The sequence below is a fragment of the Tissierella sp. MB52-C2 genome, from assembly GCF_030931715.1.
GTDB lineage: Bacteria > Bacillota > Clostridia > Tissierellales > Tissierellaceae > Tissierella.
In genome coordinates this window covers 3,092,756-3,113,479 of the sequence record NZ_CP133261.1, presented here as the reverse complement: position 1 = coordinate 3,113,479, position 20,724 = coordinate 3,092,756, and the positions used below count along the sequence as shown (strand labels likewise).

The window sequence follows — 20,724 nt, the reverse complement described above, 5'->3', positions numbered from 1 at the left end:
GTAAACTATATTAGTTACAGGAGGTGGGTTTTTTGTATTCTGAGTTACTGCGGATTTTAAGGGGATTAAACAATTACACGACTATTTTAATGACAGTAATAGTAGGCGTATTTACCTTATTGCTAGACGATAGAAAATTTAAACAAAAGGGATATATAAGAGAGCTAAAGATATTGAAAATCATATCCTACTCCTATATAGTGATTGGCGGACTAATGTATATTTTATTATTGGTAATGTGAGGAGATAATTATGCAAAGAATACTTCTTAAAGATATAGAAAAAAATGTAGAGGCAATAGAGGAACTATTTGAAGACTGTTACGATATAATCGTCAGAAGGCTTGAGGTAGGAGATGTATATAGGGTCAAAATGGCAGTTATATATATAGATGGGCTAGTGGACAAGGATCATATATCAGAATATACCATCGGTGCTTTGCTAGCAGAAGAAGAGGCAAAATCTTTTTCTTTAAAAGGATTTAAGACTAAATTAATAGATGTTATATATAAGGAAATATTATATAGTTCTGAACTTAAAGAAGAAAATCATATGGAAAAAATTATAGATACTATTTTATCGGGAGATACAGTACTTCTCATAGATGGTATGGAAAAGGCTATTATAATAGGTTCAAAGGGATGGGCTACAAGAGGGATTAGTGAACCACAGACAGAAACAGTAGTTAGAGGGCCTAGAGAAGGATTTAGTGAGGGATTAAAGACAAATACGACTCTAATTAGAAGAAGGATAAAGGATACTAACCTAAAAATAACTGTAAAACAAGTAGGTAGAAGATCAAAGACTAATGTAGCCATAATGTATATGGATGATATAGTGGATAAGGGTATATTACAAGAGGTCAATGAAAGAATAAGAGCCATAGATATAGATTCTATACAAGATAGTTCAATGTTGGAAAACTTAATAGAAGATAATTATTTATCTGCATTTCCGCAAATAGAGAACACAGAAAGGCCAGATTCAGTAGCAGCAGCATTATGTGAAGGTAGGATAGCAATTGTAGTAGATAACTCACCTTTTGTATTGATAGTACCTGCCACAATAGGTACACTTTTTCAGTCATCAGAAGACTATTATAATAGATGGACAGAGTCTCAAATTCTAAGAAGTCTAAGACTAGTGGCATTTTTTCTATGTGTATTGTCTCCTGCACTTTATATATCCATTATTTCATATCATCCAGGAATATTGCCTACAAAGTTGACTTACTATTTGGCAGCCAGTAGAATAAATGTACCTTTTCCGGCGGTGATAGAAACCTTTTTAATGGAAATAACAATAGAGCTAATAAGGGAATCAGGTACAAGGATTTCGGGGCCTATAGGTACTACCATAGGAATAGTAGGAGGTCTTATAATAGGTCAAGCAGCAGTAGAGGCAGGAATAGTCAGCTCTATTTTAATAATTATAGTAGCTGTAACTACTATATCTTCATTTGCTATACCAAGTTACGAATTTGCATCAGGACTTAGGGTTTGGAGGTTCTTACTTATTATATTTGCCGCAGTTTTAGGATTATATGGAGTAATGCTAGGGCTTATAGTACTTATTACTCATTTAATTAAACTAAATAGCTTTGGTATACCATTTACATCTCCATATTCTGGTTTAGGTATAAGTAAAGGAGAGTTAAAGGATACATTATTTAAATCACCAATTCAGTATTTAGAAGAAAGACCAACTTTTACCAAGCCAAGAAATAAAGTAAGAATGAGGAGAAATTGGAAAGATGAGAGAGACTAATGAAATATCAAGTGTTCAAATAAGAGGATTGATTGTTTCCACAGTAATTGGCGCAGGAATATTATCTCTGCCTAATAAAATGGCAATAGCCATAGGAAATGACGGATGGATACCCATAATACTTGGAGGAATATTTTCAATTATAACTGTACTTATTATAAATAAAATATTTCAGCTTTATCCCAATAAAGATTTTTTTGAAATAGGGAGAGAAGTCTTAGGAAAATGGGTATTTAATTTTTTTGTTTTTATTTTTTTTATATATAATATGGCGCTTATGGCTTCTTTATCTAGGAATCTTGCAGAACTAGTAAAAGCATTTTTACTAGAAACCACTCCTCCAGAAGTTCTGATAATTACCTTTATACTTGCCACAACATATATTGCAAGATCAGAAATACAAATAATTGGAAGATTAGGGTACCATATATATCCTATTATAATAGTAAGTATAATAATTTTGATTATCTTTTCTTTACCAAGTATAGATTATACCAATGCACTGCCAGTATTTCAGTTTGATATAAAGAAATTGCCAAAGGCTGTGTTGGATTCCTACTTCAGCTTTATAGGTTTTGAAATACTTTTATTTGCAATTCCCTTTGCAGAAGATAAGAATAATAAGTCTAAAATTGTAAGAACCAGTATTTCAGCAATAATTATAATAACTATTATATATTCAGTAGTATTTTTGCTAACACTATCACAATATGGATTGCATAGCCTACAAAGGCAGGTATTCCCCACTCTATCCCTTATTAAAGAGATTGATTTACCAGGATTTTTTATTGAAAATCTAGATGGAATAGCCATGGCCATTTGGACACTGGTTATATTTGCAACAATGGCTCCAACCTATTATTCAGCAGGAAAAATATTATCGAATTTATTTGCAGTAAGGGAACATGGTTTTTTTATATTTCCAATGATACCAATTATATATATTTTTTCACTGGTTCCTCAAGATGCGTTGCAAATAGAAAAAATACTAGGAACAATGATTAATTACCTTGGAATTATAAGTGTGGTTATTCTGCCTACTTTAATCTATCTTATAGGTCTCTTTAAAGTAAGGAGGCAAGTAGATGAATAAAAAAATAATATATCTATTGATTATAACTATATTAAGCCTATTTATGACAGGGTGCTGGGATATGCAGGAAATTAATCAAATTTTATTTCCATATTCCATAGGAATAGATTTAAATGAGGAAGAAGGAGATAAATATGTTATTACCATAACATATCCTAATATAAATGCCATAGGGAAAAATGCAACTCAAGAAGAAAGAATACATATAGTATCTACTGTTGCATCGTCAGTATTTGAAGGGTCAAAACAACTGTCCACTAGATTACAATATCCTTTTAATTTTAAGATGTTGAGGGTTTTAGTATTGGGAAAAAATATAACAAGTGATGCAGGTACTGTTAAGGAAATTGTAGATGGAATGAGCAGAGATTTTAGTATAAGTAAAAAAGTAAGGATATTACAAGCAGAAGAAAGTGCCAAGGATTTACTATTTTCTATACCAAATGCTAAAAGACAGGAAGTAATAGAAGGAACACTTTTTAGTATGTTAAGTGGTAAAAGGAGTACTTTTAGGTATACACCAATAACACTTACAGATTTTATTAGAGATATAGATTTAAGTGGAGTAGCCATTGCTCCTAGAGCTGCAACAGGCGTGGAAGATATAAAATTTTTTGGAGGGGCTATATTTAAAGACTATAAGCTTATAGGGAATTTAGATGAAGTACAGAATAGAGCATTGACTATTTTAAAAGGAGAATGGAAAAGTGATTTAGTAGTAGCTGCATTTGAGGATATGACTATTTCTTATATATCTACTGGCTCTAAGCTGAAAAGAAAGTTTATAAAAAATAATGAGGAACTAAAAGTAAGACTGGAAATTCAAGTAGAAGGTGCATTACAAGAATATATCCATAGAGAGAACCCAACACTTAACAACACAGAATTAATAAGAAAGATGGAAGAATCAATAGAAAAAGAACTTACTAAAGAAACCAGTCAGGTATTGGAGATACTGCAAAAAGAATATAAATCAGATGCCATAGGAATAGGTGAATATATATCGAAATTCCATCCTAGAGTATGGAAAGAGGTAGGGAATGATTGGGATGAGGTTTTTGCTGACATGGATATAGAAGTGGAAATAGATGTTAAGATTAGAAGAAGGGGACTGGTTCAATAGTGAATAGTGAAAACTATTCACTATTCTTTTAGAATCTATGTATAAAAAAAACTACCTTGGTAACAATGATAATACGAAGGGGGACAAGTCTATGAAATATAAAAAAATTATTTTGCTATTATCATTATTTATTCTTACATTTACTTACATAGTATATCCGTATATTGAAAATGAAGTGAAGGAAGGATTTAAAAATGAATTAATAAGGTTTCATATAAGAGCCAATAGTGATATGGAAGAAGATCAGGCACTAAAGCTTAAAATAAGAGACGAGATATTGAAGGAAATGAAAATGAAATTTAAAGATACTGAAACTATAGAAGAAAGTAGAGAAATAATAGAAGCCAATATGATGGAGATGAAATCGATTACAGAAGATGTAATTAAAAAAGAGGGAAAGAATTATGAGGTAAATATAAGTCTTGGACAAGATGAATTTCCCACAAGAAAATATGGGAATCTAGTATTACCGGCAGGAGAATATGAGACTTTGCTTATTACTTTAGGAGAAGGGAAAGGGCAAAATTGGTGGTGTGTCATGTTTCCACCACTATGCTTTGTAGATATAAGCCATTCAGTAGCTTATAATATAGAAAAGGAAATAGAAGTAGAGGAGGAAGTAGAGAAAGAACCAAAGCTAAAATTAAAATGGAAAGTAGTAGATGTGGTAAAAAGTATAAAAGAGAAAAATAAAAAGTAGATAACTCCGATTTTTCATAGGCATGAAAAATCGGAGTTATTTACTTTATTAAAACTTTCATGAATAAAATCTGGGATTTTACTTAAAATAAGTAAAACTATGAAAGGAGTAAACAATCTTGAAAAAATTTATTATAATTACCACTGTTTTATCAATGGTTTTGCTATCAGTATTTTCGTTCTACGAACCTCATGCAAGTACGCAGATTGGTTTTTATGCCCCAAGAATTCTTTACTGGGGATCTCAAGGTCAAGATGTAAGGACAGTTCAAGATAAGCTGCTTAGGTGGGGATATTATGATGGTCGAGTAGATGGAGTATATGCCGCAAGAACTTATAGAGCTGTAAGAAAGTTTCAAGCTAAAAATGGTCTTACAGTTGATGGCGTAGTAGGAACATCTACAGCTAAGGCGTTGGGTATGACAACAGCAGCAACTACTACTACTACTTCAACAGCAGGAGTAGATAGAAAAACCGATGAATATCTATTGGCAAGGGCTATACATGGTGAAGCCAGAGGGGAACCTTATGTAGGAAAGGTAGCAGTAGCAGCAGTTATACTTAATAGAACTAGAAGCTCTTCTTTCCCAAATACAGTAGCCAGTGTAATATACCAGCCTCTTGCATTTACCGCAGTTGCTGATGGACAAATAAATCTAACTCCAAATAAAGATTCCATAAATGCAGCAAGAGATGCCCTAAATGGATGGGACCCAACCTATGGATGTTTATATTATTGGAACCCAGTTACAGCAACATCTAAGTGGATATGGTCAAGGAAAGTAATGCTAAAAATAGGTAAACACTGGTTTGGAGTATAGGAATTGTAAATCAATACCGAAAGGGAGGTAAAAATGGATAAGCGACGACATATAATTGCCCCAGCCTTACTAAGTCTTCTACTTGTTGCAGCATTAGTGTGGGGGTATAATCAAAATCAAAGTAGGATTAGTTATGAAACTGCTTTAGAAAATACCTATCAGAGATTATTCTTCGATATTAAGAAACACGTAGAAAATGTTCAGGTAAACTTATCTAAGGCATTAGTAGCCAGCTCCAAAGAGCAAAATGTAGTATTATTTTCACAGATTATGAATGAGGCATTTTTTGCTAAAGAAAAATTGAGTCAAATGCCAATAACCCATGCAGAAACTGCAAAAACAGAAAAATTTTTAACACAAACAGCAGATTATGCTTCCTATTTAATAAGGAAGCATATGCAGGGAGAAGATATAACCCAGGATCAAAGAGAAACATTAAACAATCTTCAATCAAATTCTCAAGCATTTAACCAAGAATTGTCAAAATTACATGACAGCCTGGTGGATTCCAACTTTACATTAGGTGCCATGAGCCATCAGCAGAGAAAGAATGTGGAGGAAGGTAATAGCCAAGTATTTCAAACATCTTTGGTGACAATGGATAAACAAATGGGAAAGATGCCAGAGTTAATATATGATGGACCTTTCTCAGATCAAATGGTAAATAAAAAGGCTGTAGGATTACCGAAGAATGATGTATCTTTAAATGACGCAAAAAAAGCAGCACAGGATTTTTTTGGAAGAGATAGGGTAAGGAGTATTGAGGCCTTTGAAGAAGGTGAGCATATAAATGAATCAAGGCTTCCAGCTTATACATTCCATCTATATCCTAATAACCAAGCAAAAGACTTAGCAGTATATATGGGGGTATCTAGAAAAGGTGGTAAAGTAGTTTGGATGGAAAACCCAAGACCAGTATCTAATGCAAAATTATCTGTAAAAAATGCAGAGGAAAAGGCATTAAAGTATTTAAAGGAAAAAGGTTTTCAAAATATGGAACCAAACTATTCGCTAAAATATAATGGAAGCATATTATTTAACTTTGCCAACACTCAAGATGATGTAACTATTTATCCCGATTTAGTTAAAGTAAAAGTAGCATTAGATACAGGGGAAATAGTAGGATTTAATGCATCTGCATATTATATGAACCACCAAGAAAGAAATATAACATCTCCACATTTAACTGAGGAAGAGGCAAGAGCTAAGATAAAAACCGATTTTAATATAGATTCTGCTAGATTAGCTATAATACCAAATGGCTCAAATGAAGTTTTATGTTATGAGTTTAAGGGAAAATATAATGACTCAGATTTTATAGTATATATAAATGCCTTAGATGGTAGAGAAGAACAAATTCTACAAATAATAAAAAATGAAAATGGTACACTAACATTTTAGTGAAAAACTGGGCTTTGGAGAGTTCTCCGAAGCCTTGTGTTTTATATTTTCTTGCAATTTTTGTTTGAAAATCATATAATTAGGATATGGTTTAAATATATATACATATATATAGATATATATAAATTTAGGAGGGATAGGTATGAAAAAATTATCATTATTATCATTGTTACTTGCACTTACAATATCATTGACAGCTTGTGCAGGCGGAGAATTGAAGGTCTATAATGGGTTTAACAAGATGCAGGATATAACGTCAATAGAGACTGAAACAGAAATGAATTTCACTTTCAAAGGTGAAGGTTTTTCAGAGGAAGAACAAGTAGTATTTGACCAAATGTCTGCTATGTTCAATGATTCAAGCGTTAAGATTCATCAAAAATCAACTCAAAATAAAGACAAGACAGTTGCCAAAGCAGAAATGAATACAGATATGAACTTTGGCGGAATGGGTATGAACACTAAGGTTTGGGTTGATGTAGATATGTCCAAGGATGAACCTAAAGTTGTAGAAATAATAAAAATGCCTCAAATGTTAATGGCATCTATGGCTACAGATGGTACACCAAAGGAATATGTAGTATATGATATAGGAGATATTCTAAATCAAGAAGATACTTTAAACTTTACTGAGTTAGTAAACTTTATAAAAGAATTTCAACCTAAATTAACTGAATTTATGAAGTCAATGGAAAAAGATTTCAAGCCTAGTATAGAGCTAGTTAAAGAAAAAGGAAAAAGAGAAATTGATGGAAAGAAACTAGATATATATGAATTAAAATTAAATGATGATACTCTAAAAGAATTAGTAAAATATGTAGTAAACTATAGTCTAGATTCAGAAGTAGCTGTGAACTTTATAAAAGAGTATATGAATCAAGTAACAAAAGTAGCATTAGCAAATATGCCAGAAAATGAAAGAGCAGATGGAGAAAAAGAAATAAAGTCAGTAATGGAAGAGCTAGAAAAGAAATTACCAGAATTCAAAACACAGTTTAATAAGTTTATGGAAGACTACAAAGATATTAAGATACTAGGACAAAATGGAATAAAGATTGAATATGGAATCGACAACAAAGGATATATAGTTCATGAAAAAGGAAATATCGATTTAAGAATTGACCTAGAGAATATATCTAAAGCTATAGGCGAAGAAGAAGTAAAAGGTATAATAAACTTAGGAATCAATTATAACTCAAAGAGCTATAATATAAACCAAGATATTAAAATAGAAATGCCAACTTTAAATAAAGATAACTCCATTAACTTTATGGAATTAATGGGAAATCAAATGAATCAAATCCAATCATTACAACCACAATCATTACAACCACAATTACCATAAAAAAACTAGAGAACATATTTAATATGTTCTCTTTTTGTTGAAAAATAAGTATAATAGAGATAGAAGATAGGTAAGGGAGTGTTTTTATGGATAATAGACCAATCGGAGTATTTGACTCTGGAATTGGTGGACTTACTGTACTTAAGGAAATAATGGAACAGTTACCCGGTGAAGATATAGTATATTTTGGGGATACAGCAAGGATTCCCTATGGATCTAGATCAAAGGAAACAGTAATAAAATATGTAATTGAATCATTTGATTTTTTAATGACTAAAGATATAAAGGCAATCGTCATAGCTTGTAATACAGCTTCGGCTTTAGCAATGGAAGCAGCACAGAAGGAATTTGATATACCGATTATAGGAGTAATCGAGCCAGGAGCTAAGGCAGCTGCATCCTGTAGTAAAAATAATACCATAGGTATAATAGGTACAGAAGGAACTATAAATTCTAGTGCTTATCAAAGAAGGATAAGAAAGATATTGCCTGGAGCAGAGATTATAGGAGTAGCTTGTCCGTTATTTGTGCCTATAGTAGAAGAAGGATGGGAAAATTCAGATGTGGCTGAATTAGCAGCAAGAAAGTACTTATTGGATTTACAGGAACATAATATAGACACTTTAGTGCTAGGATGTACTCACTATCCTGCCCTAAGATATACAATAGGAAAAATATTAGGAGAAAAAGTGACTTTGGTAAATCCAGCCTATGAAACAGCGAAGCTAACTAAAAATGTATTGAAAGAAGAAGGATTACTAAACGATAAAATAGATGGTGGGACTTATGAATATTATGTAAGTGATGCTCCAATTAAATTCCAGAGAATAGGTGGAAATATTATTAATAGGGAAATAGACTTAGTAGAAAAAGTGGATATTGAGGCAGTTAAAGTTAATGAATAGTTATTCATCACCAATTTAAGGCACGTTAGTGCCTAAAAATTGGCGATTGGTGCCGAAAATTAAGCATTGGAGGAGAGGTTCTATGAAGGATCTATTTTTTAGAGAAAATGTATTGGAGATATTAGACTACTTAGAGGAAGGATTACATATTATAGATAAAAACGGGATAATAGTATATTATAATAAATTTGCTCAAGGAATAGATGGTATAGAAAGAGAAAAAGTCATAGGAAGACATTTACTTGAAGTATATCCGTCTCTAACTAATGAAACCAGTACTTTACTTACGGTGATTCGTACTGGAGAATCTATGTACAAAAAGGAGCAAACTTTTATCAATTACAAAGGAGAGAAAATCACTACTATAAATACGTCTATACCAATTAAATCCAAGAATAAAATAATAGGCGCCTTAGAAATATCTAAGGATATAACCACAGTTAGACAGATGTCAGAAAAAATAGTAGAACTTCAAGATAAGCTATATAATAAGAAACAGAAATCTTCCACAAAGAAAACAAATGAATCAGCAGAATATACATTATTAGATATTATAGGGGAAGATAAAGAAATTTTAAGGTTAAAATCTCTTGTACTAAAGGCTGGAGAATCGGATATATCAGTATTAGTATCGGGAGACACAGGAACAGGAAAAGAATTATTTGTTCATTCCATACACAATGTAAGCCATAGGAAAACTAAGCCTTTTATTACACAAAACTGTGCAGCATTACCTGAAAACCTTCTAGAGGGAATCTTATTTGGAACTATAAAAGGTGGATTTACAGGTGCAGAAGATAGACCGGGATTATTTGAATTAGCCCATGGGGGAACACTTTTCCTAGATGAGATTAATTCCATGCCCCTAGAGCTTCAATCAAAGCTATTAAGAGTATTACAAGATGGAAATATAAGACGGGTTGGAGCTACAAATACTACAAAAGTTGATGTTAGAATAATAGCAGCAACTAATATTCCACCGGAAGAGGCTGTAGAGAAAAGACAAATAAGGAAAGACCTATATTATAGATTAAATGTGTTATCCCTTGAAATTCCGCCATTAAAGGAGAGAAAGGGAGATATCCCAATTTTAGTAAACCATTTTATAAATAAGTTTAATGAAAGGTTTGGAAAAAAAGTAGAAAATATATCTGAAGAAGTTTTAAATATATTTAATAATTATGGCTGGGATGGAAATGTACGAGAACTAGAACATTTAATAGAAGGCATAATTAGCATATCTGATATAAAGACCATAAAAGTAGAAGACCTACCATATAAATTCAAGAAATATAAAAAAGAAACAATAAATGACCTATCACTTACAGAAATCCTAGAAACCACAGAAAAAGAAATAATAAAAGAAGCCTTAATGAAAGTAGACAACAATATAACTAAAGCAGCAGAGATACTTGGAATTCCAAGACAGACCTTACAATATCGATTACAGAAATTAAATCTAAAACTCTAATCTCAATAATCTCCAATTTATAATGGAATTCATGCCGAATTTTCGGCATCGATTCCATTAATCTACTAAAAAACTCCTAGGAATAATACAAATTAAGTCAATAAATCTATCTATATCCCTGAAATTAACCCATAATTCAAAATTCATAAGCAAAAAATACATTTCTGAATTCCTTGGCATACATATTGCATTATATAATCATAAGCAAATTTTTAACAATATACTGGGAGGAATGTAAAATGAAGAAAGGATGTCCATACGGCACTCATAGAGTTATTGAACCAAAGGGAGTTTTACCACAACCAGCATTAAAAATTGACAACGACATGGAGATTTATGACAACGAAATACTTATAGACGTTCAAACATTGAACGTGGACTCAGCAAGCTTTACACAGATAAAAGAACAGGCCAATGGTGACATAGAAGAAATCAAGAAGATAATGAAAGGCATAGTAGCCCATAGAGGAAAACATCAAAATCCAGTTACAGGATCAGGTGGAATGTTAATAGGTACAGTAGAAAAAATAGGACCAGCATTAGAAGGAAAAACAGACCTTAAAGTAGGAGATAAAATTGCTACACTAGTATCATTATCTTTAACACCACTACATATAGACGAAATTAAAGAAGTAAGAGTGGAAAAAGACCAAGTTGATATAGTAGGTAAGGCAATATTATTTGAATCAGGAATCTATGCAGTTCTTCCATCAGATATGCCAGAAAACTTAGTATTATCAATACTAGACGTAGCTGGAGCACCGGCTCAAACAGCTAAGTTAGTTAAACCTAGTGATACAGTAGTAATGATAGGCGGAACTGGTAAAGCAGGTATGCTTTGTCTATATGAAGCAAAGAAAAGAGCAGGAGTAACAGGTAAAGTTATTGCTGTAGATATTAATGATGAAGCATTAAAGAGAGTAAAAGATGCTAATTTAGCAGATATAACAATTAAAGCAAATGCTCAAGATGCAGTAGAAATGATGCAAAAAATTGGAGAGGCCACAGATGGTAAAATGGCTGATATAGTAATCAATATTGTAAACGTTCCAAATACAGAAATGTCATCTATACTAATTACAAAAGATGAAGGAACAGTTTATTTCTTTAGTATGGCAACAAGTTTTACAAAAGCAGCCTTAGGGGCAGAAGGAGTAGGAAAAGACGTAACAATGGTAATGGGAAATGGATATACAAAAGGACATGCAGAAATAACTTTAGATATAATGAGAGAATCAAAGGAATTAAGAAAAATATTTACAGATCTGTATGCGTAGAGTCAGTGAAGAGTGGATAATTAAAACCAGTAAACAAAGTCTTTAAAACTATTCACTATCTATTAGTTATTAACTAAAAATAAGGGGGACTTATCTTGAGAAAGTATAATGAAATTGAGCTTTGGAAAGATGTTACTGAGGAAGAATGGAATGACTGGCATTGGCAAGTTAGAAATAGAATTTCTGATGTAAATACCTTAAAAAGAGTAATCAATATGACAGAAGAAGAGGAAAGAAATATAGGTGCAGTACTCGAAAGATTTAGGGTAGGGATTACACCATATTATGCTTCATTGATGGATCCAGATGATCCTCATTGTCCAGTAAGAATGCAAGCAGTGCCAACAATAATGGAAACACACATTAGCGACTCAGACCTAGAAGACCCACTACATGAAGACGAAGATTCACCAGTACCAGGATTAACTCACAGGTATCCAGACAGAGTCTTATTTTTAATTACAGACCAGTGTTCAATGTATTGCAGACATTGTACTAGAAGAAGATTTGCAGGACAAAATGACATGGGAGTACCTAGAGATAGAATAGATGCCTGTATAGAATATATAAGAAATACCCCTCAAGTGAGAGATGTATTATTATCAGGCGGAGATTGTTTATTAGTATCTGATGATGTTTTAGAATATATTATCTCAAGACTGAGAGAAATTCCTCATGTGGAAATAGTAAGACTGGGAAGTCGTACGCCAGTAGTACTGCCACAGAGAATTACTGATGATTTAGTAAATATGTTAAAGAAATACCATCCAGTGTGGTTAAACACTCACTTCAACCATCCGAAGGAAATAACTTCTGAATCAAAGGATGCTTGTGAAAGACTGGCAAATGCAGGTATTCCTTTAGGAAATCAATCTGTACTACTTAGGGGTATCAATGATTGTCCACATATAATGAAGGATTTAGTACATGGATTAGTTAAAATGAGAGTAAGACCTTATTATATCTATCAATGTGATCTTTCCATGGGAATTGAACATTTCAGAACGAAAGTATCTAAGGGTATAGAAATAATAGAAGCTTTAAGAGGTCATACATCAGGCTATGCAGTGCCTACATTTGTAGTAGATGCACCTGGTGGCGGAGGAAAAACTCCAGTAATGCCTCAATATGTAATCTCTCAATCACCAACTAAAGTAGTTCTAAGAAACTATGAAGGAATTATTACAACATACACAGAACCACAGATGATAGAAGAACCATGCAATTGTTCAGTGTGTAAAGGTGAAAGAGAAGGGAAAATCACAGGAGTAGCATCACTATTACAAGGAGCAGAAGTAAAATCCATGGAACCAAGCGATTTGGAAAGACATAATAGACATAGTCTAGCAACTGATCAATAGAAAGTCTAATTGTCAATTGAATTAACTCGGAGGTTTTTTATGTTAGAGCTTATACAGGGTAGATATAAAACAATATCCATAGTAGGAATGGCTAAAAATAGCGGCAAGACTGTGGCTTTGAACCATTTAATAGGAGAAGCCATGGAGGAGGGAGTAATCATAGGCATTACATCTATCGGACGTGATGGTGAATCCTTAGATATAGTTACAGAAACAGAAAAGCCACGTATCTATGTGGAAGAAGGAACGTTGATTGCCACAGCTACAGGAATGTTGCCCTTGGGAGATGCCAATATGGAAATAATCAAGGTAACGGAATATAGAACACCTCTAGGTGAAATAGTTATATGTAGAGTAAAAGATGAGGGCTATGTTGAAATAGCAGGCCCTCAGCTTTTATCTGAAATAAAAAATGTAGCAGATATGATGATAAGTCTTGGGGCAAACTTTGTTATTATAGATGGAGCATTAGATAGACTATCTCAGGCAGCACCGTCTATATCAGAAGCCACCATATTATCTACAGGAGCAGTATTATCTCGTGATATAAATAAAGTAATAGAAGAAACAATCCATGTAGTAAATACCCTAAGTCTTCCCATGGTAGAAGATGAGGAAGTTAGAAATATCATAAGAGAATTAATAGACAATAATGAAATTGCAACAATAGATGAAAATAATAAAGTAACAAATATTCCTTTAAAAACTGCTTTAAACGGAGGACATATTATAGGAGATTATTTGAGAGATGACTCAAGATATTTAGTGATTCCAGGATCTTTAGTGAAAAAGACCATAGAAGATTTAACTAGAACTACAAGAAAATATAAAAATATAGATATAGTGATTCGTGATGGAACTAAAATATTTATAAATTCTAGAGATTGGTTACAGTTTCTTAATCAAGGTATAAAAGTGAAGGTGCTAGAACCCATAAATTTAATAGGTATTACACTAAACCCCTATGCTCCGGCAGGATATTATTTTGAACCAAGTGAATTTCTATTAAAAATGAAATCTTACATAACTAAAATACCAGTGATGGATTTAGTATTAGGTGGTGAATAAATGGAATTTATGAACGAAAACACCATAGAAGCCTTAGATTTTAGATACATTTTTAATAATATAGCTACCCTTACTCCCTATGGAAAAATATATAAAAATAGATTAAAAGCCTTTGAAGTAGGAGAAGAAAGGGAATTAATAGATGAATTAGATAAAATAGAGAATTACTTATTATTTATACAAAACAATGATATAAGAAGGGAAATAAACAATGTTTTTTCCCATATAAAAGATTTAAGGACTTCGATCAAACGTACTATGGATGGCTTCATTCTCACAGAAGTAGAATTATTTGAAATAAAGATATTTCTTTTTTTAATTAGAGATTTAGATAAGATAATAAAAAAATATAAGATTAAAGTATATAAAGATACAGAAATCATACCAATAAAATCTTTAGAACAAACCCTAGATCCTGAAAATACAGGAGTTTCTACTTTCTATATTTATGACAATTATTCTGAGGAATTAAAGTCCATTAGAGAGAGAAAAAGAAGCCTAGATAAGGAAATCAAATTAGAGAAAAAACATATTAAAGAAAAAATAGAGGAAGATTTTAAATTACGACTTCAACCGGATTTGTCACTATCTATACCAAAGAGTAATAAGGAATTAATAGAAAAAATTCAGAACTATCCATACCTTATTTATACATCAGAAACATATATAAATATAAAATTTACTATAAAACCAACAGATGATATAAATAAACTAGAACAAGAAGTCCTTATTTTAAAAGGGAAGGAAGAAAAAGAAGAATTAAGAATAAGAGAATATCTATCTAAGGAAATAAAGAAAAGAAGAAAAGAAATATTTAAAAATATGGCAAATATAGGCAGACTAGATTTAATCCTAGGAAAGGCTAAATTTGCCTTAGATATAAATGGAGTAAAACCAGAAATAATAAAAGAACACAAAATAGAAATAGAAGAAGGAATTCACCCTAAAGTATCAGACTTTCTAAGGGAAAAGGACTTAAAATTTACTCCCGTATCTATAGGATTAAAAGAAGGGGTAACCTGTATTACAGGAGCTAATATGGGCGGCAAAACCATTAGCTTAAAACTTGTTGGACTATTGTCTGCCATGGCACAGTACGGATTATTTGTGCCTGCAAAAAGGATGAAATATGGATTAAATAAATTTATAAAAACGTCAATAGGAGATATGCAATCTACAGATTCAGGACTATCTACCTTTGGTGGAGAAATAAAAATAGTCAGTGAAGCGATAAAGTCAGCAGATGAAAGAGGAATAATCTTAATAGATGAATTAGCAAGAGGAACAAATCCAGAAGAAGGCTACGCCATATCAAAGGCAATAGTTAGCTACTTAAAAGACAAAACCTCCATAAATTTATTAACTACACATTATGATAATATAGCAAATCTAGATAATGTAGTTCATCTTCAGGTAATAGGACTGTCTAAGATAAACTTTGATAGTTTATTACTGGAAATGTCTAAGGAAGATAAGATGGACATTATAAACAAATATATGGATTATAGATTAAAAATAGTAGAAAAAAACACCTTAGTTCCAAGGGATGCCTTAAATATTGCAAAGATAATGGGAATTGATGAGGAAATACTTAAATTAGCAGAAGGCTACTTAATAGACAATTGATATGGCAGGACTATATAAATACTTTCTAAAAATGGATATTGCCTTGAAATAAGTAAGGGAAATTGAATTATAATCAAATAAATATTAAGTTTTAATTGATAATTATCAATTAAAACTTCTAAGGAGTGATTTTATGGGCAAACTTAATCTTGATAAAAACTTAATAGAGAGCTCTCGAAATGCAGCTAAGAATATAGCAAATGAAGTACAGAAATTCATAGATGAACATACTACAACGGCAACAGAAAGGACTATTACTAGACTACTTGGAATAGATGGAGTAGATGAAATTCAAAAGCCATTACCAAATGTTTTAGTAGATAATATAAAAGAAGGTGGAGGACTGGAAAGAGGAGCGGCTTATTGGATAGGAAATGCAATAGTACAAACAGGACTTACACCTCAAGAAGTGGCAGAAAAAGTAGCCATGGGAGAAATAGATATAACAAGATTGCCAGCACAGGATGAAGAAAAGATAAAAGAAGTTATATATAAAATAGCAGAAGAAACTGTATCTAGAATTAAAGAAAATAGAAATAAAAGAGAAAATTACTTAAACACCATAGGAGAAGGAAAGAAGCCATACCTATATGTAATAGTAGCCACAGGAAATATATATGAAGATATAGTCCAAGCTAAGGCTGCTGCTCGACAGGGAGCAGATGTTGTTGCAGTTATTAGGACTACAGGTCAATCACTGCTTGACTATGTACCCTATGGACCAACTACAGAAGGCTTTGGTGGAACTTATGCAACTCAAGAAAATTTTAGACTAATGAGAGAGGCATTAGATGAAGTAGGAGAAGAGGTAGGAAGATATATAAGGTTGTGTAACTACTGTTCAGGACTTTGTATGCCAGAAATTGCAGCCATGGGAGCTACTGAAAGACTAGATATGATGCTAAATGATGCATTGTACGGTATTTTATTTAGAGATATAAATATGCAAAGAACATTAGTAGATCAATATTTCTCCAGAATGATAAATGGTTTTGCAGGCATTATTATAAATACAGGTGAAGACAATTACTTAACTACAGATGATGCTGTGGAGGCAGCCCATACAGTATTGGCATCACAATTTATAAACGAACAATTTGCACTTAAAGCAGGAATACCAGAAGAACAAATGGGATTAGGTCATGCTTTTGAAATGGATCCTGATGTGGAAAATGGATTCTTGTTAGAATTGGCACAGGCACAAATGGCAAGGGAGATATTTCCCAATGCACCACTGAAATATATGCCGCCTACAAAGTTTATGACAGGAAATATATTTAAAGGCCATGTACAGAATGCAATGTTTAATATGGTGTCTATTATGACCAATCAAGGTATTCAATTACTAGGTATGCTAACAGAAGCAATACACACACCACATTTGCAGGATAGATATTTATCCATAGAGAATGCAAAATATATATTTAATAATGCAAGAAGTCTTGGAGAGGAAATAGAATTTAAAAAAGATGGTATAATTCAAAAAAGAGCACAGGAAGTCTTAAAAAATGCAGAGAAACTTTTAACTCAAATAGAAAAAGATGGACTATTTAAAACTATCGAAGAAGGAAAGTTTGGTGGAGTAAAGAGAACTCCTACAGGTGGAAAAGGACTAGATGGAGTAGCTAAAAAAGACTCCGGGTACTTTAATCCATTTATAGAACTAATGCTAGGAGGTAGAGCGTAATGGCTGAAGTTCAAAAAGTAGATCTAACAAAAATAAAACCCTATGGAGATACATTAAATGATGGAATGGTACAAATGGGATTCACCCTTCCAGTACCTCAAGGAGACGAAGCATCAGAGGCTGCAAGACAATTAGCAAGAAAAATGGGTTTTGATGAACCATCTGTGGTATATTCAAAAGACTTAGGTGTAGGATATACTTATTTTGTAGTATATGGCAAATCTACTCATACAGTAGATTTTACAAAAATAGAAGTGCCAAAAGTAGATGTAGATGTACTATCTAAAGAAGAAGTAGAAAAGTATATAAAGGAAAACATAAAAAGAAATGTAGTTATAGTAGGGGCTTGTACAGGTACAGATGCCCATACAGTAGGTATAGATGCCATAATGAATATGAAAGGCTACGCAGGGCATTTTGGATTAGAGAGATATGAAGGAGTAGATGCATATAACCTAGGCTCTCAAGTTCCAAATGAAGAATTGGTAGCAAAGGCAATAGAAGTAAATGCAGATGGAATTTTAGTATCACAAGTAGTTACTCAAAAGGATGTACACATACCGAATCTAACAGAATTAGTAGAACTTCTTGAAGCAGAAGGTATGAGAGATAAAATAGTCCTATGCTGTGGAGGACCAAGAATAAGCCATGAACTAGCAAAGGAACTAGGATATGATGCAGGATTTGGTACAGGAAGCTATGCCGAAGACGTGGCTACCTTTGTAGTTACAGAAATGGTAAATAGAGGATTAGTATAAGATGTAGGTTGTATAAGTTAATCATTAAATGGTATAATCTATTTAATATATAATAGGAGCGTGGTACCATGGATGATAAAGTTTATGATCTATTGGAAAAGTTGTATCTTGAAGTACAAGAAATGAAAGTAGAGTTAAAGACAGAGATCCAAGAAGTAAGGACGGAAGTGCATGGATTAAAATTAGAAGTAAAGGAATTAAAATTAGATGTACAACAAATAAAAGACACCATGGTAACAAAAGAAGAATTAGAACTTGTGTCAGAAGAACTAAAGACAGAAATTCAATCAGTATATGATGAATTAAAAGAACTTAAACAAGATTTCCGTATGATAGAACAAGTGACATATAAAAATGCTCAAGATATAGCAGCCATGAAAGCAATGAAATCAGCAGTATAAAATAAATCCAATAATTTCCAATAACTCCGATTTTTGAAGCCTGGCTTCAAAAATCGGAGTTATTGCTTTAGTTGACCTAAGACCCTGAATATTATAAAATAATATATATGGGAGATGACAAAATGAAAAATAAAACACTACAAACTATAATCGCCATATTTCTTATGATTATATTGAGTTTATCCATAATGACAGTAACTCTATTATTCTCAAGGGCTGTGGCAGATGTTAATTTACTAAATACCTATTTTAAAGATAAGTTATTGATTTTAATGAATTTCATACCTATATTTTTATTTATGGTATTTGCCTATTTAATATTTAATAGGCTTTGGGCAAGTTTTTCACTTACTAGTTTATTATTTATTACTTTATCCATAATAAATAAATTAAAACTAAGTTATAGAGATGATCCATTTACATTTATAGACTTAAAACTCTTTGGAGAATCCTTAACTATGGCTAAAAAATATGAAGTTGGTTTAAGTAAAGAAATAATAATGATGATACTTTTATTTATAGGTATTTCCATTGCTCTTAAATTTCTTTTTAATTATAAGATTGATTCTTCTAAAATCAGGGTAGTACTTTTAACTATATTCATAATTGGAACTACAATAATATCTAAGGAATTTTACTTTAGTCCTGAAATATATGAACGAGTAGGAGACAAGTCCAATATAAATATATGGATAAAGACCCAACAGTTTCAAGTAAGAGGATTTGTATATCCGTTTCTTTACAGTTCTCTTGATGCAGTAGAGAAAAAACCTGAAGGATATAATAAGGCAGAGGCAGTAGCTGCTTTTAATTCCATGGACCCTACAGATATAAGAGAAGAAGAAAAAGTAAATATAATAGCCATTATGCTAGAATCATATAATGATTTCTCTAAATTTCCAGGTGCAGAATTAAATATAGATATATATAAAAATCTTCATGATATCCAAAAGGAATCTATTCATGGGAATTTAGTAACGAATATATTTGCAGGAGATACCATAAAAACTGAGAGAGGATTTTTAACCGGGTTTCACAACCAACCTAAATACTATAAACAAACCAATTCCTTTGTATGGTATCTAAAGGAACAAGGCTATAGAACAGAAGCCATGCATCCAATTACAGGACAATTCTATAATCGACAAAATGCAAATGAGTATCTAGGATTTGATTATTTTGAACATATGGATAATAGATATAAAGATATATCACCAGATTATTTAAGGGATGAAGATTTCTTTAAATATATAATAGAAGGTTATGAGAAAAATAAGGGAAAATCACCTTATTTCAACTTTTCAGTAACATATCAAAACCATGGACCTTATCCAGAAGAGCCAAATACAGATAAGGAATATTTAAAGAGAAAAGATAAATATGACGAAAAACTATATAATATAATAAACAATTATTTTGTAGGAATAAATAAAACAGACGAGGCTTTGAAAGACTTAGTTGATTACTTTAGAAAAGAAGAAGAACCAACTATAATCATTTTATTTGGAGACCATAACCCTTGGCTTGGGAAAGAAAACTCAGGATATACTATGATGGATATAAACTTAGATTTATCCACTGTAGAAGGGTTTAAAAACTATTACGAGACCCCTTACCTAATATGGGGAAATAATAGTGCAAAGGAAGTTTTACAAAAAGACTTTCAAGGTAGAGGAAACGATATAAGTCCAAACTTCCTAATGGCAGAACTATTCCAGTATCTAGGATGGGAAGGAAATGAATATATGCAGGAACTAGTAAATCTAAAAGAAAACATAGATGTAGTTCATCAACTTTTCTTTAAAGAAAATGGAGAATATAAAAAAGAATTATCAGAGGAAAATAAGGATCTTTGGGAAGACTTTAAAAATAAAGAGTATTACCATAGTCAGGATTTTAAGAAATAGGATGTTAAAAGGGA

General features: G+C 32.0%; 18 protein-coding genes. All 18 read left to right on the top strand.

The window, feature by feature from the left end:
- Positions 1 to 32 precede the first annotated feature (32 nt).
- The 18 genes from RBU61_RS15710 to RBU61_RS15625 all read left to right on the top strand — a co-directional run bounded on the left by RBU61_RS15710 (position 33) and on the right by RBU61_RS15625 (position 20,710).
- Positions 33 to 242 (top strand): CLC_0170 family protein, encoded by a 210-nt coding sequence (locus tag RBU61_RS15710; protein ID WP_308876584.1) that lies wholly within the window; start codon positions 33 to 35, stop codon positions 240 to 242.
- Positions 243 to 252: 10 nt separating this feature from the next.
- Entirely contained in the window at positions 253 to 1,767 is a 1,515-nt protein-coding gene (locus RBU61_RS15705; RefSeq protein WP_308876583.1) for a spore germination protein, read from the top strand.
- Positions 1,754 to 2,860, top strand: coding sequence for an endospore germination permease (locus RBU61_RS15700; protein ID WP_308876582.1), 1,107 nt, complete (start codon positions 1,754 to 1,756; stop codon positions 2,858 to 2,860). The genes RBU61_RS15705 and RBU61_RS15700 overlap by 14 nt, the downstream gene beginning before the upstream one ends.
- On the top strand, positions 2,853 to 3,983 hold the full coding sequence (locus RBU61_RS15695; protein WP_308876581.1) for a Ger(x)C family spore germination protein: 1,131 nt from the start codon (positions 2,853 to 2,855) through the stop codon (positions 3,981 to 3,983). Before RBU61_RS15700 ends, RBU61_RS15695 begins: the two co-directional genes overlap by 8 nt.
- Before the next feature lie 91 nt (positions 3,984 to 4,074).
- Positions 4,075 to 4,683 carry a stage II sporulation protein R gene (spoIIR, locus tag RBU61_RS15690; RefSeq protein ID WP_308876580.1) on the top strand — a complete coding sequence of 203 codons (609 nt, stop codon included), beginning with the start codon at positions 4,075 to 4,077 and terminating at the stop codon, positions 4,681 to 4,683.
- Between the two features lie 118 nt (positions 4,684 to 4,801).
- On the top strand, positions 4,802 to 5,503 hold the full coding sequence (gene sleB, locus RBU61_RS15685) for a spore cortex-lytic enzyme (protein WP_308876579.1): 702 nt from the start codon (positions 4,802 to 4,804) through the stop codon (positions 5,501 to 5,503).
- A 33-nt stretch (positions 5,504 to 5,536) separates the two neighbouring features.
- The gene (gene ypeB / locus RBU61_RS15680; protein WP_308876578.1) at positions 5,537 to 6,904 is read left to right on the top strand and encodes a germination protein YpeB; all 1,368 of its coding nucleotides are present in this window, start codon (positions 5,537 to 5,539) and stop codon (positions 6,902 to 6,904) included.
- A gap of 142 nt (positions 6,905 to 7,046) precedes the next feature.
- On the top strand, positions 7,047 to 8,249 hold the full coding sequence (locus RBU61_RS15675; protein WP_308876577.1) for a hypothetical protein: 1,203 nt from the start codon (positions 7,047 to 7,049) through the stop codon (positions 8,247 to 8,249).
- An 86-nt stretch (positions 8,250 to 8,335) separates the two neighbouring features.
- Complete coding sequence (murI, locus tag RBU61_RS15670) at positions 8,336 to 9,154, top strand: glutamate racemase (RefSeq protein WP_308876576.1); 819 nt, start codon at positions 8,336 to 8,338, stop codon at positions 9,152 to 9,154.
- An 82-nt stretch (positions 9,155 to 9,236) separates the two neighbouring features.
- A complete protein-coding gene (locus RBU61_RS15665) occupies positions 9,237 to 10,625 on the top strand; it encodes a sigma 54-interacting transcriptional regulator (protein ID WP_308876575.1) in 1,389 nt (462 codons plus the stop codon).
- Positions 10,626 to 10,864: 239 nt separating this feature from the next.
- A complete protein-coding gene (locus RBU61_RS15660; protein ID WP_308876574.1) occupies positions 10,865 to 11,902 on the top strand; it encodes a zinc-binding dehydrogenase in 1,038 nt (345 codons plus the stop codon).
- Positions 11,903 to 11,997: 95 nt separating this feature from the next.
- Positions 11,998 to 13,263, top strand: coding sequence for a lysine 2,3-aminomutase (gene ablA / locus RBU61_RS15655; RefSeq protein WP_308876573.1), 1,266 nt, complete (start codon positions 11,998 to 12,000; stop codon positions 13,261 to 13,263).
- 39 nt (positions 13,264 to 13,302) lie between these two features.
- On the top strand, positions 13,303 to 14,331 hold the full coding sequence (locus RBU61_RS15650; RefSeq protein WP_308876572.1) for a hypothetical protein: 1,029 nt from the start codon (positions 13,303 to 13,305) through the stop codon (positions 14,329 to 14,331).
- A complete protein-coding gene (locus tag RBU61_RS15645) occupies positions 14,332 to 15,957 on the top strand; it encodes a DNA mismatch repair protein MutS (protein ID WP_308876571.1) in 1,626 nt (541 codons plus the stop codon). It abuts the gene before it with no gap.
- A 133-nt stretch (positions 15,958 to 16,090) separates the two neighbouring features.
- Positions 16,091 to 17,644 (top strand): lysine 5,6-aminomutase subunit alpha, encoded by a 1,554-nt coding sequence (locus tag RBU61_RS15640; RefSeq protein ID WP_308876570.1) that lies wholly within the window; start codon positions 16,091 to 16,093, stop codon positions 17,642 to 17,644.
- Entirely contained in the window at positions 17,644 to 18,402 is a 759-nt protein-coding gene (locus RBU61_RS15635; RefSeq protein WP_308876569.1) for an OAM dimerization domain-containing protein, read from the top strand. Before RBU61_RS15640 ends, RBU61_RS15635 begins: the two co-directional genes overlap by 1 nt.
- A gap of 68 nt (positions 18,403 to 18,470) precedes the next feature.
- Positions 18,471 to 18,803 (top strand): hypothetical protein, encoded by a 333-nt coding sequence (locus RBU61_RS15630; protein ID WP_308876568.1) that lies wholly within the window; start codon positions 18,471 to 18,473, stop codon positions 18,801 to 18,803.
- Positions 18,804 to 18,925: 122 nt separating this feature from the next.
- Positions 18,926 to 20,710: a sulfatase-like hydrolase/transferase gene (locus RBU61_RS15625; protein ID WP_308876567.1), complete on the top strand. Its 1,785-nt coding sequence runs from the start codon at positions 18,926 to 18,928 to the stop codon at positions 20,708 to 20,710.
- Positions 20,711 to 20,724 lie beyond the last annotated feature (14 nt).

Bases quoted from the DNA above. Each gene is read 5' to 3' on its own strand.
- RBU61_RS15675 (WP_308876577.1), top strand. From the start codon at position 7,047: ATGAAAAAATTATCATTATTATCATTGTTACTTGCACTTACAATATCA.
- RBU61_RS15700 (WP_308876582.1), top strand. From the start codon at position 1,754: ATGAGAGAGACTAATGAAATATCAAGTGTTCAAATAAGAGGATTGATT.
- RBU61_RS15645 (WP_308876571.1), top strand. From the start codon at position 14,332: ATGGAATTTATGAACGAAAACACCATAGAAGCCTTAGATTTTAGATAC.
- RBU61_RS15635 (WP_308876569.1), top strand. From the start codon at position 17,644: ATGGCTGAAGTTCAAAAAGTAGATCTAACAAAAATAAAACCCTATGGA.
- RBU61_RS15650 (WP_308876572.1), top strand. From the start codon at position 13,303: ATGTTAGAGCTTATACAGGGTAGATATAAAACAATATCCATAGTAGGA.
- RBU61_RS15665 (WP_308876575.1), top strand. From the start codon at position 9,237: ATGAAGGATCTATTTTTTAGAGAAAATGTATTGGAGATATTAGACTAC.
- RBU61_RS15660 (WP_308876574.1), top strand. From the start codon at position 10,865: ATGAAGAAAGGATGTCCATACGGCACTCATAGAGTTATTGAACCAAAG.
- RBU61_RS15625 (WP_308876567.1), top strand. From the start codon at position 18,926: ATGAAAAATAAAACACTACAAACTATAATCGCCATATTTCTTATGATT.
- RBU61_RS15640 (WP_308876570.1), top strand. From the start codon at position 16,091: ATGGGCAAACTTAATCTTGATAAAAACTTAATAGAGAGCTCTCGAAAT.
- spoIIR (WP_308876580.1), top strand. From the start codon at position 4,075: ATGAAATATAAAAAAATTATTTTGCTATTATCATTATTTATTCTTACA.
- murI (WP_308876576.1), top strand. From the start codon at position 8,336: ATGGATAATAGACCAATCGGAGTATTTGACTCTGGAATTGGTGGACTT.
- ypeB (WP_308876578.1), top strand. From the start codon at position 5,537: ATGGATAAGCGACGACATATAATTGCCCCAGCCTTACTAAGTCTTCTA.
- RBU61_RS15705 (WP_308876583.1), top strand. From the start codon at position 253: ATGCAAAGAATACTTCTTAAAGATATAGAAAAAAATGTAGAGGCAATA.
- RBU61_RS15630 (WP_308876568.1), top strand. From the start codon at position 18,471: ATGGATGATAAAGTTTATGATCTATTGGAAAAGTTGTATCTTGAAGTA.
- RBU61_RS15695 (WP_308876581.1), top strand. From the start codon at position 2,853: ATGAATAAAAAAATAATATATCTATTGATTATAACTATATTAAGCCTA.